Origin of the sequence: Streptomyces akebiae, assembly GCF_019599145.1 — a bacterium.
Taxonomy (GTDB): domain Bacteria; phylum Actinomycetota; class Actinomycetes; order Streptomycetales; family Streptomycetaceae; genus Streptomyces; species Streptomyces akebiae.
Genome location: NZ_CP080647.1, coordinates 3597358 through 3612925, shown reverse-complemented (window position 1 = coordinate 3612925; position 15568 = coordinate 3597358). Strand labels below are relative to the sequence as shown.

10 protein-coding genes and 1 pseudogene are annotated in these 15568 nt (G+C 69.9%); 6 read left to right on the top strand and 5 right to left on the bottom strand.

The window, feature by feature from the left end; all coding sequences use genetic code 11:
- Positions 1–8: 8 nt before the first annotated feature.
- The 3 genes from K1J60_RS45825 (at position 9) to K1J60_RS15395 (ending at position 1791) form a co-directional block, all read left to right on the top strand.
- Positions 9–326 carry an SNG1 family protein gene (locus K1J60_RS45825; protein ID WP_259407737.1) on the top strand — a complete coding sequence of 106 codons (318 nt, stop codon included), beginning with the start codon at positions 9–11 and terminating at the stop codon, positions 324–326.
- A 38-nt stretch (positions 327–364) separates the two neighbouring features.
- The gene (locus K1J60_RS45820) at positions 365–1126 is read left to right on the top strand and encodes an SNG1 family protein (protein ID WP_259407736.1); all 762 of its coding nucleotides are present in this window, start codon (positions 365–367) and stop codon (positions 1124–1126) included.
- 95 nt (positions 1127–1221) lie between these two features.
- Positions 1222–1791, top strand: coding sequence for a TetR/AcrR family transcriptional regulator (locus K1J60_RS15395; RefSeq protein WP_220646713.1), 570 nt, complete (start codon positions 1222–1224; stop codon positions 1789–1791).
- A gap of 111 nt (positions 1792–1902) precedes the next feature.
- Here the strand turns inward: K1J60_RS15395 and K1J60_RS15390 are convergent.
- A pseudogene (locus tag K1J60_RS15390) lies at positions 1903–2407 on the bottom strand (TetR/AcrR family transcriptional regulator); the annotation flags it as partial.
- A gap of 303 nt (positions 2408–2710) precedes the next feature.
- Here K1J60_RS15390 and K1J60_RS15385 point away from each other — a divergent pair.
- The 3 genes from K1J60_RS15385 (at position 2711) to K1J60_RS15375 (ending at position 6694) form a co-directional block, all read left to right on the top strand.
- The gene (locus K1J60_RS15385) at positions 2711–3526 is read left to right on the top strand and encodes an oxidoreductase (RefSeq protein ID WP_220651478.1); all 816 of its coding nucleotides are present in this window, start codon (positions 2711–2713) and stop codon (positions 3524–3526) included.
- 52 nt (positions 3527–3578) lie between these two features.
- Positions 3579–5273: a CocE/NonD family hydrolase gene (locus tag K1J60_RS15380; RefSeq protein WP_220646712.1), complete on the top strand. Its 1695-nt coding sequence runs from the start codon at positions 3579–3581 to the stop codon at positions 5271–5273.
- Positions 5274–5992: 719 nt separating this feature from the next.
- Positions 5993–6694: an SDR family oxidoreductase gene (locus tag K1J60_RS15375; RefSeq protein ID WP_220646711.1), complete on the top strand. Its 702-nt coding sequence runs from the start codon at positions 5993–5995 to the stop codon at positions 6692–6694.
- A gap of 320 nt (positions 6695–7014) precedes the next feature.
- Here the strand turns inward: K1J60_RS15375 and K1J60_RS46880 are convergent, their stop codons facing one another.
- The 4 genes from K1J60_RS46880 to K1J60_RS15355 all read right to left on the bottom strand — a co-directional run bounded on the left by K1J60_RS46880 (position 7015) and on the right by K1J60_RS15355 (position 15423).
- Positions 7015–8811 carry an AAC(3) family N-acetyltransferase gene (locus K1J60_RS46880; RefSeq protein ID WP_220646710.1) on the bottom strand — a complete coding sequence of 599 codons (1797 nt, stop codon included), beginning with the start codon at positions 8809–8811 and terminating at the stop codon, positions 7015–7017.
- Entirely contained in the window at positions 8808–10070 is a 1263-nt protein-coding gene (locus K1J60_RS15365; RefSeq protein ID WP_220646709.1) for an FxsB family cyclophane-forming radical SAM/SPASM peptide maturase, read from the bottom strand. The genes K1J60_RS46880 and K1J60_RS15365 overlap by 4 nt, the downstream gene beginning before the upstream one ends.
- A gap of 90 nt (positions 10071–10160) precedes the next feature.
- Positions 10161–14132 carry an FxSxx-COOH system tetratricopeptide repeat protein gene (fxsT, locus tag K1J60_RS15360; protein WP_220646708.1) on the bottom strand — a complete coding sequence of 1324 codons (3972 nt, stop codon included), beginning with the start codon at positions 14130–14132 and terminating at the stop codon, positions 10161–10163.
- A complete protein-coding gene (locus K1J60_RS15355) occupies positions 14122–15423 on the bottom strand; it encodes a TIR-like protein FxsC (RefSeq protein WP_220646707.1) in 1302 nt (433 codons plus the stop codon). Before K1J60_RS15355 ends, fxsT begins: the two co-directional genes overlap by 11 nt.
- Between the last annotated feature and the right edge of the window lie 145 nt (positions 15424–15568).

Sequence of the window (15568 nt, the reverse complement as noted above, 5' to 3'; positions counted from 1 at the left end):
GCCACAGCTTGTCGCTCGTCGCCCCTGCCGACTTCACGTCCGCCACCACCGCACTCACTGGCGGCGCGACCACCGGGACCCCGACCCGCCCGACGCTGACGGTGCTGACCAACCAGTCCGCCGGCAGCGTGGGCTCCAGCCTGGCCCGGACAGCGACGACGCAGGCGGCCGAAAGCGCCTCGCTCCAGGTGGGCAAGGAACTCGCGTCCCAGGGCGGGATTGGGCAGGCGAAGCTGCCCGCCGCGGCACGCGTCCTGCCGGCCGACCCGGCTGCCGTCACGATCGAGGACGGCCATCCTCTCGACTCGCAAGCGGCCTGGGTCTGACGGCCTTCTAGTACGCGCTCGTCCTCGTGGTCTGCGGCATGCTCTCCGCCAACGTCATCAGCGGCCAGGTCGACCACGCCCTCGGCTACACCCACAACGACATGGGCCCGCTGCGCCTGCACCGCCCGCTCATCCGGGCGACCCGGGTGCAGACCCTCGCCATCAGCAGCACCCTCATGGCCGGTTCGTCCCTGCTGATGGGGAGCCTGGTCATGGTGGGCGCGGTCGGCCTCATGGGGATGCACGCCGCCCATCTGCCACTGCTGTGGCTGTACTCGGTGTGCGTCATAGCTGTCTCCGGGATCGGTGCGCTCACCCTGCTCGTCGTGTTCGGCACGCCCGGCATGCTGGTGGTCACTCTGGTCTTCGTCGGAATGGCGGTGCCGACGGCCAACGCCACCATGCCGCTTCAGGCACTGCCCGGCTTCTACCGCTTCCTGGCGGAGTTCGAGCCGCTGCGGCAGATCACCGGCGGCATCCGCTCGATCCTCTACTACGACGCCCAGGCCGACGCCGCCGGCCTGACCCGGGGCTGGGTCATGATGGCCGTCGGCCTCGCGGCGGCCGCCCTCTTCGGCTTCGGCATGACCAGCTGGTACGACCGCAAGGGGCTGCACCGCATCCCCGCTGAGACGAAGCCGGAGATGACCGCTGCCCCGGCGTTGCGGAACGCGGCTCACCCAAGACGGGGCCATTGCTCGGAGTGGCCCCGGTGTGCGTCGCCCCCGTGGGGACGAGAGGTGCGCGCACCATCAGGGCCGGCGGCGGTCTCTCCCTCAAGGCCGTCGTCGAGCCTCTGAGGGGCCTTCAGGCGTCCGCTGGGCGGCGGGCGCCTCCCCGACATCCTGGAAACCGATCGGTTTCTATTTCGTCCGATTCGAGTTAACCTCACGGTATGACCACCGAAGTGAAGCAAAGCCCCCGGGAGCGGCTGCTGGAGGCGGCAGCCACGCTCACCTACCGCGACGGCGTCAACATCGGCGTCGAGGCGCTGTGCAAGGCGGCGGGGGTGTCGAAGCGCTCCATGTACCAGCTGTTCGAGAGCAAGGACGAACTGCTGGCGGCGAGCCTGAAGGAGCGTGCTGCCGCCTTCGTGGCGAGGGCCCTGCCCCCGGCGGATGATGGCCGTTCCCCCCGCGAGCGGATCCTGTACGTCTTCGAGCGGGTGGAGTCGCAGGCGGTCGCGCCCGACTTCCAAGGCTGCCGGTACCTGGCTGTGCAGATCGAACTCAAGGACCAGGCCCACCCCGCGAGCCGGGTGGCCCACCAGATCAAAGCGAACCTGACGGCCTTTTTCCGTTCCGAGGCCGAACGGGGTGGGGTGAGCGATCCCGACCTGCTGGCCCGGCAGCTCATCCTGGTCTTCGACGGCGCCAGCGCCCGCGCGGGGATCGGTGCCGACAATCTGACCGGGCTCGTCGCGCCCACTGTGACCACCCTGCTCGATGCGGCAGACATGCACTGATACCGCCCCGACTTCGAGCAAGGTCGGCGACCGAAGTGCTCTTTCGGGTTGCTGCCCGACTCCGGCAGCCGAAGCGGCGCCCATGACCTCACGCCCCTGCTTCCCTGCAGGCGGAGGGAAGCCCAATGGCCGTAAGAGGTTGCCGAGCATGCCGCAAGCAAAGAATCCTGTGGTCGTTTTGGCATCGGCACCCAGTGACAGGTGCACGGTTTCCCACAGTCTCATCCAGCCGGCCCGGACGAGCTCGCCCGTCTGGTCATCGCCCTCTGCCTCGGCGGCCGCGACGACGGCGTAGCCCCGCCTCTGCATCGGGAGCGTTTCGGGGCGCGCCGAGACCAGCCGCGCGTATGCGCCCGCCATGGCGCCCAGGGCCTGCTCGCTGCCCTCCATCCCCTCGGTCGCCCGCTCGAAAGCCAGGCGGGTGTCTTCCATGCTCCGCACCAAGGCGGCGGCGAAGATCGCCTTTTTGCCCGGGACGAGCCAGGCACGGCTGCATGACACCGGCGCGTTTGGCGATTGCCTCAGTGGAGGTGCGGTAGTAGCCCTTGAGTGCGAACTCGGCGATCGCTGCGCGGACGACGCTTTCGCGTCTCTCCTGCGCACTGATCCTGGCCATGCCGTCATCGTGGCAGGCGCCGGTCGGCTTTGCGTCTGCCGGCAAAGCGCCTGACCGGGTGCTGATCCGCAGGGCCCTTGTGGAGGCCGACCGCCATGAGTCGGGCTCCTGTCCGCCGCGCGTCACCAACAGCGCTCCACCCCACCTCGGGCGAGGCGCCGCAGCAGCCGCGCAGCCCGATCGGCCTCAGTGCGCAGACGGTGGCGCGGCCCGGATCGGGTCGCCGCTTGAGCTTGCGCATGAAAACCGATCAGTTTACTGTGGGCGGAAACTGATCGGTTTCTAGCGAGTCGGGAATGCATGATGACGACGAACCGGCCGGTGGCACTCGTGACGGGTGCGTCATCCGGCATCGGGAAGGAAACCGCGCTCGCGCTGGTCGCGGCGGGTTTCGAGGTGGTTGGCACAGGCCGCGACACCTCGCGGGTCGCCCCGCTCGGCGGTGTGACGTTCCTGGACCTCGACGTGGCCGGTGATGCCTCGGTCGCCTCTGCAGTCCAGGAGGTGAGCGAGCGGTTCGGGCGGATCGACGTCCTGGTCAACAATGCCGGCGTCGGCTCGATGGGTGCGGCGGAGGAAACCTCCGTCGAGCAGGCCCAGTCCGTCTTCGACACCAACGTCTTCGGGGTCATGCGCATGGTGAACGAGGTCCTGCCGCACATGCGCGCCCAACGAAGCGGGCGCATCATCAACATCTCGTCCGTCCTCGGGTTCCTGCCCCAGCCCTACATGGCCGCCTACGCCGCCTCCAAGCACGCGATCGAGGGCTACACCGAGTCCCTGGACCACGAGGTCCGTGACCACGGCATCCGGGCGCTCATCGTCGAACCCGCCTACACCAGGACCGGATTCGAGGCCAACAGCGCGAAGCCCGACACCCCTCTGCACGCCTACGCGAAGCAGCGGCTCACCGTCGACCGCGTGATGGCGGAGGCGGTCAGGAACGGCGACGCCCCCGCCATCGTCGCCAAGGCGATCGTCGCGGCGGCTACTGACACCAAACCGAAGCTGCGCTACACCGCCGGTCCCCTGGCCGGACGCGCGCGCATACTGCGCCGCCTCGCTCCCGCCGGGGTCTTCGACAAGCAGATCCGCAAGATGAACAAGCTGGCCGGCTGACGCCTGGCCGCACTCATGCACCCCGCAAGTAGAAGATTCAAGGGAACAGCGCATGACGGAGATCCAGATCGAGCTCGACGTTCCGGCCGAGATGCGTGAGGGCACGGTGCTGCGCGCGGATGTCTACCGGCCCGGTGGTACGGGACCGTGGCCGGTGCTGCTGAGCCGGCTGCCGTACGGCAAGCAGACGCCCATGATGGGCGTCGTACTCGATCCTCTGGCGGCGGCCAGGCACGGATTCATGGTGGTCCTCCAGGACACCCGTGGCCGGTTCGCCTCCGAGGGGGAGTGGGAGCCGTTCACGTATGAGGAGAGCGACGGTTACGACACCGTACGGTGGGCCGCCACCCTCCCCGGCTCCAACGGCTCCGTCGGCATGATCGGCGGCAGTTACTTCGGCAACACCCAGTGGATGGCGGCGCTGTCGAAGCCGCCGGAGCTGAAGGCCATCGCGCCGATGATCACCTGGTCCGACCCGGACGACGGGCTGTGGACGCGTGGCGGTGCGATCGAGCTCGGCCTCAGCGTGCCCTGGTCGCTCCTGCAGGGTGCCGACACCCTGATGCGCCGTCACTCCACCGACCTCGACGGGCTCGTGAACGGCATCACCGGGCTCGTGCAGGATTTCGACGGCCTGGCGAGCGGCGGTTACGGGGAGCTGCCCGCCGGGCGGTTTCCCGCGTTCGCCCGGCACGACCTGCCCGAGCTGGGCCACGAGCGTTCCCGGCGCGAGCCCGAGTGGGCGGCGTCCTGCACCGTCGCGGGCCGGCACGGCGAGATCGATCTGCCCACCTTCCAGGTCGGCGGCTGGTTCGACACCTTCGGCCAGGGCACGCTCGACAACTTCACCGCCATGCGCCGCGCCGGCCGGTCCGCCACGCTGGTCATGGGCCCGTGGGCGCACACCAACTGGCGGCACGTGGTCGGTGACGTCAACTTCGGGTTCGCCGCGAACTCCGACTACATGGGCATGCGCGGACGCCTGCACGACCTGCAGTTCGACTGGTTCCAGCGCACGATCGGCGACGGCGAGGCTCCGGAGCCGGACACGGGCGAGGTGCTGCTGTTCGTCATGGGGATCAACCAGTGGCGCGAGGAGACGGAATGGCCCCTGTCGCGCGCCGTGGACACGGACTTCCACCTGCGCGCCGACGGACGCCTGACGCAGGAGCCGCCGTCCACCGCCGAGCAGGCCGAGGAGTTCACCTACGACCCCATGGATCCGGTGCCGACCGCCGGCGGCGCGCTCCTCATGGGTGGCGGGCTCCTGAACACCGACGAGTTCCGTCCCGGGCCGCTCGACCAAACGGCCGTGGAGGCGCGCAAGGACGTTCTGGTCTTCACCACCGAACCGCTTGAAGATGACGTGGAGGTGACGGGCCGGGTCCGGGCGGTGCTCTTCGCGGCCACGGACGGACCCTCGACCGACTGGGTGGCCCGCCTGTGCGACGTCGATGAGATGGGCGTCTCCCGTAATGTGGCCGACGGCATCGTGCGGGTACGCGCGGCGACACCGGGCGAGGCGGCCGAGCACGTCGTGGACCTGTGGTCGACCAGCATCGTCTTCCGCGCGGGACACCGCATACGGGTCCAGGTCACCTCCAGCAACTTCCCCCGCTGGGACCGCAATCTCAACACGGGCGAACCCGAGGAGATCGCGACCACGGCCCGAGTGGCCCGGCAGCAGGTCTTCCACGACCCCGCCCGACCCTCCCGCATCGTCCTGCCGGTGGTTCCGGTCCCATAAGAAGCGCCGGAGATCCACATGGGCGGACACGGGCGATTTCATCTCGCACAGGGTGATCCTCAGCGCTACGTCCGTTGAGCCGCCACAGTCGTGGGATTGATCGTCACCCTCCGGTCTTCGTTTCCCCCCCAACGCACCAGCGACCGGGGCGCCTGCAGGCGGCGTCGCGGCGCTCGGCGACAGGCGACACAAGGTGGGCCGTCACAGGGGCCGGATCATCCCGCGACTCCTATACGTGGGCTCCAGCTCACGCAGAATGCGTGCCCCGTCCGCGGGCCCCGCGGACGGGGCCTCTCGTCGCGAGGTCGCGTCGCCACAAAGGCCGTCGGCGCCGTCGGGCCTGACTTCCCTGTCGTGCGCGCCTCGCCGACCTGCCCGCCGTACCTGGGCTGTCCTTGCGCCGCCGGCAGTTGGCCGCCCTTGGTCGCCGACCCCAGGCCGGCTCGGAACGCGCGGCCGAGCACGTAGGCGACACCGAGCCGTACGGCACGCCACTCCTCACGTCATTCCGCCGAACCCCGCCTGAGGTCCAGCCAGGTCACGTCGATCCCTGTCGGCGGGCTCGCGGCTTCGCCGGCCTGCGCCCGGCGCGTACGGACTTCGCCGATGGACACGAGGCCAGCCAGCCCCTGCAGCCTGAGTTCCGACCGACTTGCATCACAAAACCGATCGGTTTACGGTGGTGAAACCGATCGGTTTTCATCTTTGTGGAGGTAGTCATGACAGCAATCAAGGGCGCCGGCGTCTTCGTCACCGGAGGCAGCCGTGGCATCGGCAAGATGCTGGTCGAGGAGCTCTATGCGCGTGGGGCAGGCAAGGTCTATGCCACGGCCCGTGACCCGCGCACGGTGACCCACCCCGATGCCGTTCCGCTGGCGCTCGAGGTCACCGACCCGGCATCCGTGGCAGCCGCCGCCGAGCAGGCCCAGGACGTCACCATCCTGATCAACAACGCCGGGGCCTCCGTCCGCGCTTCGTACCTCAACTCCCCGATGGAGGATGTGCGCCGGGATCTGGAGACCAACTTCTACGGGCCGCTGCTGGTCACCCGGGCCTTCGTGCCGGTCATCGAGCGCAACGGCGGGGGTCACATCCTCAACGCCCACTCTGCTCTGTCCTGGCTGGCCGACGGCACGCCCTACGGCGCCTCCAAGGCCGCTTTGTGGTCGCAGACCAACTCCCTGCGCCTGGAGCTGCAGCCGCGCGGCATCGCGGTGACCGGGCTCCACATGGCCTACGTGGACACCGACATGACCTCGGGCGTCGACGCGCCCAAAGCGGACCCCCGCGACATCGCCTTGGCCGCACTCGACGGCATCGAGGCGGGAGCACACGAGGTGCTGGCCGACGACACCACCCGCTGGGTCAAGTCGCAGCTCTCCGCCGACCTGGAAGCCATGTACGCCCAGCTGGCGAAGTAGGAGCACGCACCTACGCATGTACGCACTTGGGCACTTCAACGAGATCCGCGTGGCCTTCCGCCGCCTGCCGGCCGGGGCCTCCGGCGACAACCCGCTCGGCAGGGAGCCTCGCCCGGTTGGTATGGGGCTCCTGGACACCATGTTTGTCGGGACATCATGCGGAACGGGATCGCCCTGCGGTCGAGGACCCGGAGGAGTCTGTCTCCGCGCTCCGCTTCAACGTGCAGCGGGTGACGCGCCACCACGCCGCTGACCTTGCGAAGCACAGGTCAGCCGGGTCCTGACTCCTCGGGGTGGGGCCCCTGACTTCTTCGTGGCGATCACTCTCTGTCGGCCCCGTCGGCCCCGTCGGCCCTGTCTGCCCCGTCGGCCCTGTCCGCCAGCCGCCCCACGGCGAACGCGACGGCGTCAGCGAAGTCGAACAGGCGGCAGTGGGCATGGCCGACCCGGCCGGAGCGCACCGCCCCGGTCGCCTCGAAGGCGGCCCCCAGCGCTGCGAACGGGGAGGAGTCCAGGTGTGGGTCGGCGCCTTCGGGCAGGCCCGCGAGACGGCTCGGGACGCGGTACTCCGCCAGGTGGAACGCGGTGCACGCCTCGAAACCGATCCCCAGCAACAGCACCCGGGCGCCGAGCTTCTCCAGTCTGCCCAGCGGTGACTCCTCGCCCAGGGAGCAGTCGGGGGAGTGGTCGGAGGTGATGTAGTCCGCCTGGGCGCCCAGCGCCGTGAAGGAACTCCGCGGATGAGCGCTGCGCAGGGCGGCGGGCCGGGCCCGTACCGTCTCGGCCAGGACACCGACGCCGAAACCCGGTGCGGTGTACGCGGCGGGCGCGGGCGTCCGGGCGCGGGCGTCGTCGGGTGCCGGGGTGTACATCACGAGCGTCCCGCCGGGTCCGAGGACTTCGGACAGCGCGCTCACCATGGTCTCGGCGCCGTTGGAGACGGGCCCGACCGTACTCAGGGCGGAATGCACGAGGACGGTGTCGCCGGCCCGGAGCCCCAGTCCGCGAAGGTCATGCACGAGGTCCGCTCTGCCTCGCAGCGTCCCCGCGGGCACGGACCGGCGACGTACGGCCTCACGCAGTTCCGTCACGAACCGCTCGCCCGCGGGCAGGAGTTCGCCGCTTTCGAGGAGCGTGCCGGCTGCGGTGTCGGTGTGCTCGCGCCAGGTGTCGTACTCGCGTCGGGCACGCTCGTTTCCCGTCCCGGAGGCGACTTCGGTGCGCCAGAAGTCCGTCACGCCCAGATGCGCGTACGTCCCCTGCAGCAGCGCTCCGGCCGGTCGCGGATCGGGCCGCCACGGGGCGTGGTAGCGGGCGTCCGTCGGTGGGCCGTGCAGCGGCAACAGGTCGAGCAGTGCACCGAGTTGGACGTGCAGAAACTCGTGCACGAGGGTCAGTGCGAGGAGCACCGGGTCGTCGGGGAGGGAGGAGGCGACGGCACCGAAGGCCCGCCGGGCCGCCGAACTCACCTCGGTGCCATCGGGGTTGGGGCGCAGCGGGACCACGGTGGTCAGGCCGGCGGCGATGGTCTGCGCGTGCCAGGGGTGCCGCCGCACGAGCACGGTCCAGGCGGCACGCAGCGCTTGTGTCCACTCCTGTGCCTGCCCGGCGGTGAGCGGGTCGGCGAGTTCGTGACCGTGCGCCTCACGGAAGGGGCCGTGGTCGGCGAGCCGCAGTTCGAGTGCCGTGCCGTCACAGAGGGCGTCGACGCGATGCCATGCCCGCCGACCCGGATCCGCCGTCAGTTGTTCCAACCACCGCAGATCAGTGGGCAGTCCGCGGTCCAGCGCGGTGAGGGCCCGGGTCAGTCCCTCGTCCAGGTAGGGGTGCAGCATGACCTCGTGCCATGTCGCGCGGTCCCGTCGGTTCAGTTCGACCAGGGCGCGGTACGCCGCTTCGGCGATGCCCTCCTCCGGATGCCCGTCCGCCGCCCGGCGCAGGGCCCGCACCATCAGCATGCGTTTGCTCAGTTGCCCGTTCCGCAACAGGTCCACGGCGGTCGCACCGCCGCGGGCGCGGGCCAGGGCCTTGAAGACGAGGGCGGGCACGGTGTGCGGGACGAGATCCTGGCGGGGGCGTGGTGCGACACCGGCCCCCTGCCCCGTCGCCGCTCTCATCGGGACGCCTTCCGCCGGGGCGCGGTCAGCGCGGCGACGTCCCGGCGCAGCCGGGTTCCGATGTGGTCGACCAGTACCGCCAGGTCGTCGCAGTACACGGAGGGAGCCGAGAAGACCGGGGTGGCTCCGGGCGAGTATCTGTGGGCGTACAGGCCGCCGCCGCACACGCGGGAGCGGGAGCAGGAGCGGCAGACCGGCCCGAGCCCATTCAACCCGCGCTGCCGGGCGCGGAAGGCGGGATGCGCGGCGGCGTCGGCGAAGGTGTCGCGCAACACGTGCAGCCCGGTCTCGGGCGCCCCGGGATAGCTCACCTTGAGCGAGTCGGCCTGCTCGATCGCCCCGTCGGTCTCCACGACGACGAGGTCGATGGGTGTGAGACCGACGACCTCGCTGCGGGCGGTACCGCCGAGCAGCAGCACCATGATCTCCTCGAACAGGCGGATGCCGGTCTCCCGGCTCGGGGCGCCGTACCAGCGGTCGAAGACCGGGCGCAGCCAGTCGGCGTACGGGGTGGCACCCGGGGTCGCGCCCGGCGCGGGTGGCATCGACGGCGGGGACGTCCGTGCGGCGAGCCCGGGGGGCGGAGCCTGCCAGGTCCCGTGCGGGAGTAAGAGATCCAGCCGGGGCGGAGCGAACCGCAGGAGCGCGTCGTACGTCTCCAGCGGGTCGGTGGTGGGGTCGATCACGCACAACAGGCCGGCGAACAGGTGCCGGTGGGCCGGGTCCGTCAGCAGTTCGAGCGCGCGGGTGGTGGCGGCGTGACTGCCCCGCCCGTCGGCCCGCCTCCGGTGCCGGTCGTGCCCGGCCGGGGTGCCGTCCAGGCTCACCCCGATCCGGACCCCGTGAGCGTCGAGAACGGGGAGCAGCCGCGGGTCCTCGGCGAGCCGGATGCCGTTGGTCTGCAGGGTGAAGCGAGGTGCGGCGATCCCGTCCAGGGCGTCCGCGACCGTCCCGAGGAGCCTTTCCAGGTGCTCCGGTCCGACCAGCAGCGGCTCGCCGCCGTGCAACACCACGTGCACCTCGGACAGTCCGTGCTCCGCGGCGTGTTCGGCCATCAGCCGCGCCGCCCGCCGAACCGTCGCCGGCGCCATGCTCCTGGGACGTTGCCGCCAACTCTGGTCGGCCGCCTCGTACATGTAGCAGTACGTACAGGCCAGGTTGCACCGGCTGTGGATCTTCAGCAGGAACTGCCGGAAGGGCACGGACTCCGTCCCGCTGTCCGGTGCGGCGGGCGGGGCGTTGGTGGCGGACATCGGCATCGATCGCTCTGGTACGGCGGCGGAGGAAAGAGGCCATCATAGGTACCCGGTGGGCGCCCTGTGGCCCTTGGGGCGGATGACGTCCGCTGATCAGGTGGTCGGTGGTTCGATGTCGGAGTCGAGTCGTTTTCCGGACAGTATCGTCCGGGTCGTGGGGTGTGCCTCGCCCAGCTTGTCCCGGGCCCTGCGCGCCGCCTCCTCCGCCAACTGCCCTGCCTCCTCCGTACGGCCGATCGCCCGCAGGCTCAGGCCCAGGTTGGAGGTGATGCTGATGGCGTCGTAGTGGTCCGGGCCCAGGATGTCGAGGAAGTACCGCCGCGCACGCCGGTCCCACTCGACCGCCTGTTCCAGGTTGCCGGCCAGAGCGAGGTCGTTCGCGTGATTGATCATGCAGCTGAGGCTGTACGGGTGACTCTCCCCGACGATCCGTGACATCTGGTGCAGAGCCATGTGGGACAGCTCGCATGCGGAGTCCGCACTGCCGGTCAACCGCCGGTAGACCGATAGGTTGGTGGCACAGGCGAGCGTGACGGGGTGTTCCGGCCCCAGGTAGGTGCTGTAGCGGTCCATCGCCCGCTCGGCCAGCTGCCGTGCCCGCTGCGGCTCCCCGAGCGCGGCCAGGTCACAGGCGAGACCGCAGGCCGCGGCGAGCGTGTCCGTGTGCTCCGTGCCGTGCGCCTCGACGTAACGGGAGTGGATGTCCTCGTCGATCTTCCTCGCCTGTTCGTAGTCACCGGCCCGGCGCAGGGCCACGGCGAGGTTGCGGCGCGTCCTCAGCGTCTCCATGTGACCGTCGCCGAGGGTCTGTTCGTACAACTGGACGGTGTTGCGCAGCAGCTCCAGGGCCTCCCTCAGACTCCCCGTCTCGCGCAGGTCCCGAGCGTAGTTGCTGGCGAACAGCAGGGCGTAGAAGTTGTCCCGGCCGCGCGCCTCGCTCTGCTGTCGGTAGGCGAGTTCGTGGAGATCGAGGGCCGCCCGGCGATCACCCGCGAGGTACTCCGACATACCCAGGTTGCTGGTGTACATGAGGGTGCGCGGGTGGTCGTCTCCCAGGGTCCGCAGGGCTCCGTCGAGGGTCTGGCGGTCGAGTTCCCGGGCCTCCACGTAGCGGCCCAGCGCACGCAGGTCGGCGGCGACGTTCCCGGCGGCCGCGAGCGTGTGCGCGTAGTCCGGCCCCTTGGTGCGGTGGAACCGCTCGAAGGTGTCCCGGTCGATCTCGTACGCCTTCTCCAGCCGCCCCCTGGAGCGAAGCACGTTGCCGAGCTGGATGCGCAGCATCAGGGTCTGGGGGTCGTCGGGGTGGCCGATGCCGCACGTCTTCCAGCGGGCCAGTGTGCGTTCCGCGAGCTCCTGGCCGTCTGCGCGCAGGCCGCGTTTCCACAGATAACGCACGGAATCGGTGACCCACTTGCGCACTTCGGGATCCGGGCTCTCGGCCGCCAGGCTGGGCCGCAGATGGGGCAGCAGTTCCGCGTAACGATCCCAGTCCGCGGGGACGTCGGGGTCGCCCGGATCGGCGTCCACCAGCGCGGCGTGCACCACACCCCGGGCCTGTGGTTTGCGCGCGTCGTCGACCTGGTCGCGGATGACCGCCTGCACCAGCCGGTGGACCGTGAGGGTCGCGCTGCTCTGATCGCTCTTGGCCAGGCCGAACCGATTGATCGTACGCACCAGTTGGGCGACCGCCATCTCGTCGCGCGGCTCACCCGACGGCAGGGTCAGCGCCTTGGTGACGGCCTTGCTGTAGAGGAGTCGCAACGGAATGGGGTCGGGTCCGAAGAAGGAGCAGATCTCCAGCATCTCGGCCGCCGCCTGGTTGACCCGGCGCAGTTCGTCCACCGCCAGGTTCCAGGTCGCCGCGGCCGAGCGGGGATAGTCCCGCTCGGGTAACTGGGTCGTCTGCAACACCTCGGTGAGGCGGTCCTTGAGCAGTGCCAGATAGGTGGCCACCGGCATACTGCTCTCGCTCAGCCAGACAGCGGCCTGGGCGACGGCCAGCGGCAGGTCGCCCAGTTCCCTGGCCACCTCCTCGGCGTCGGAGGCCGTGAGCCCGGTGTTGAGGCGGTGCAGCAGGTCGGTGCTCTCCTGACGCTGGAACACCTCGACCTCGACCAGTCCCGCGTCGTTCACCCAGGTCCGGTCGCGGGACGTGAGGAGGACGTGCCCACCGGGCGGCCCGGTCGGGATGAACGCCGCGAGCTGTTCGGGACGTCCGGCGTTGTCGTAGACCAGGAGCCAGCGGTCGAAGGGCTCCCCCCGTCGCAACGCCCTGAGCACCGACTCCGCGGTGCTCCCCACGTCCTCGCCGACCTCCAGGCCGAGACGCGGCGCGAGATCGGCAAGGGCGGGGCGGATCAGACCGGGTTGCGCGGCGGTGACCCACCAGACCACGTCATAGGCCGCTTTGAAGCGATGTGCGTATTCCTGAGCTATTTGCGTCTTTCCTACCCCGCCCAGTCCGTAGAGGACCTGTGTCGTGTTGCCGGAGGTGAAGCCGTTGCGCAGCCGCTCCAGCAGAAAGCCCCGGCCGGTGAAGGACACGTTCCTGGAGGGAACGCGCTGTACCGAGGGGGACGTGCCGGGAAACGGCGGGGCGGGTGAGTCGGGAGCCGGTGCGACGCTGCCCGGGACGCGGGCGCGGCGGACCGGGCCGACGACCGCCAGCAGCTGGGCCTCCGCCTCCTCGGGGGTGCAGTGGGTGAGGTCGGCGGCGAACCGTCCCCGGAAGGGGGCCCGGGCAGTGGTCTCGAACTCCTGGACGCGCACCGCCAGCAGTGCTCTGTCGGCGCTCTCAAGACCTCGCAACTGCTTCCAGACCTCCTGTGCACGCCGCTGCACCATGTACTCGGGGGAGAGCAGGGCGAGCATCCGTCCGCGCCCCTGCAGTACGGGGGCGACCTCGGGCAACGTCCCCGTGCCCGGTTCGGCGGTGCTGTGCAGCGAGACCTGGTATCCGATGACCTCCAGCCTGGCCGCGATCCATTCCGCCCACATCCGGTCGGCCGAGGCGTAGCTGACGTGGATGCGCGGCCACGACGTCCTGGGGTCGAGGTAGGCGGCACGCATCCGCTGCCGCTCCTCCTCCGGATGAGGGACGAGGGACCGTACCCGGCCGTCGGTGATCCACGAGGTGAGCCGCTCGAACGCCGCGAGCAGGTTGCCCGGCTGGGAGGGCCGGTCGCGGACCGTGGCCGGGATCTCGGCGTAGGCGTAGTACTTCTTGTAGGGGACCTCGACCTCTCCCCAGTACTGGTCCTGCTCCGATTCGTCCAGCCAGGAGAGGAACGGTCCGAACTCGGCACGCGCCATGTCCCGGCCCCATTCGAGCAGCTCCTGTTCGCCGTCCTCGACCCGCATGGGGACGGGGAGGATGCGTACGGGGTGGCGCACCTCCGAGGCCACCGACTGCGCGATGTCCAGGCCGCCTTCGATGCTCTGGTGGTTCAGCACGAACCCGTCGACGAGGACGTCCGGCATGACGGTGGTGCAGATCCCCGAGATGTCGCTGACGCCGGTGCGGCTGTCGAGGAGGACGTAGTCGTACGAGGCCTTCATCTCCTCCCGCAGCACCTGAAGGAAGGAGCCGCCACCCAGACGCTCGTAGAACGCGCGCCAGTTGAAGCTGGTGACGTCTGCGGAGTACGAGGGGGACATCCGCCCGGCGGGCAGGAAGTCGAGCCGGCCGCCCGCGGGGAAGCGCAGGTCCAGGCCGGTGGTGCGAGGGCCGAGCCGAGCGTGGGAACGCAGTTCGTCGTCACTCATCACGGTGGTCCCGGCGCCGGGTTCCAGCGGTTCCCCGGGCCGTATCACGTGTCCGACGAAGGAGTTCACCATGTTGATCAGGCCGTCGGTGTCCCGCAGCTTCGGGTCGAGGAGGAAGGGGCGCAGATACCGGTGCAGTCCGGGGGCCTCGAGGTCCCAGTCGACCAGGAGCACCCGCTTGCCGTTACTGGCCATGATCCAACCGACGTTGACGAGGGCCATCGTGCGGCCCGTGCCACCCTTGTACGAGTAGAAGGTGACTATCCGGCCGGTGTCCTGAGCCTCGGTCTCAGAGCTCATCGTCCTGATCCTTCTGCGGGGGCGTACGACCCGGCGGCTCGGTCGGATCGTCGCTGCTGGGGGGCGGCGTGTACGGGACGTTGAGTCCCGGCATGGGCGGTGCCGACGGCCCGGCGGGCAGTCGGCGTGGCACGGCCTGCTCCATGAGACGGTTCTGGGCGACCACCACCATGCGGGCCAGCCTGCTCTCGAACCGTTGTCTTTCGACCTGGACCTGGAACAGCGGGTCGTAGGGGTCGTTGCGCCGCATCCAGTTGCGTCTGAAGACCTGCTGGAGATCGGTCCACAGCTTCTCGTCGACGGATTCCTCGTCCGTCTCGTGACACGGGACGAGTACGCCGGTGACCGGATGGTTCTGCCGGTCGTAGTCGGACAGCGGAGCGCGGTACTGGCTGTCCCGGGCGGCCCACGCGTCGACCAGCAGCACGGATGTCTGGTTGTTGTGCATGGCCTCGTCGAGCTTCTCGCCGAGGCCGCGGTCGACGACTTCCAGGCTGCTCGTGCACCCCTCGTCGATGATCACACGCTGAGCCCGGTAGGCCACGGTGGGATGGATCGGCGGATGGTACGGCGTCCAGTCGAGCGGTGAGGGCCCGTAGTACTCGTGCCGCTGCCGGCCCGTGGGCAGGGGATCGGTGACGCCCGCGGCGATGAACACGCGGACGTGACCCGTGGTGCGTCTCCCCGGGCCCGTGGGTTCCCGCCCTTCGAAGGGGCTGCGCACGGTCCCCAGGTCGAGGCCATGCGCGCGGGGCAGCCGGAAGAGATCGGCGACGTGGTGCACCCGCTTCGCGACGAGTTCCAGGACGGCGCGGTAGGCGCGGCCGCCCGGAGCGGAACGCAACAGTCCCATCAGCCCCTGCTCCAGGTACTCCTGACCCATCGGCGGTTCGAAGTACTGGTACTTGCTGATCTCCGGCGGCATCGCGTTGTGCAGGGGGACCCACAGGACCGGTATGAGCGCCGGTACCTCGATGTCGGTCTGCTCGCGATACCTCAGCAGCCGGGATTCGAAGGCGGCCCATTCCTTGCCGCAGTAGGGACTGTTGACATAAGCGGGCGAGCAGAGGGCCACCAGGGCCCGACAGTGCCCGATCTCGCTGCCGAGCGCGCTCTCCCAGTCCATGCCCAGGCCGATCCGCTCGATGTCGAGGAACGGCTGTTGTCCGCTGCAGTCCGCACCCAGGCGGCCCAGCTCCGCCAACAGATCGTCGTAGAAACGACGCACGAAGGCGCTACCCCGGTCGTCCCGGCGCGCGTAGCTGAGGAAAAAGTACGGCTCTCGCTCCAAAGCACCCCCCGGCCGTCGTATCCGGCCGCAGGCGTTTCACCGCGCCTATGAGCCGGGATACGTGCGTGGCAACGTGATACCCCGCTGGGCCGGTGCTCAACTCACCACGGGGGAACGGATCGTAGTTGGCCGAAAGGCAGCGAGG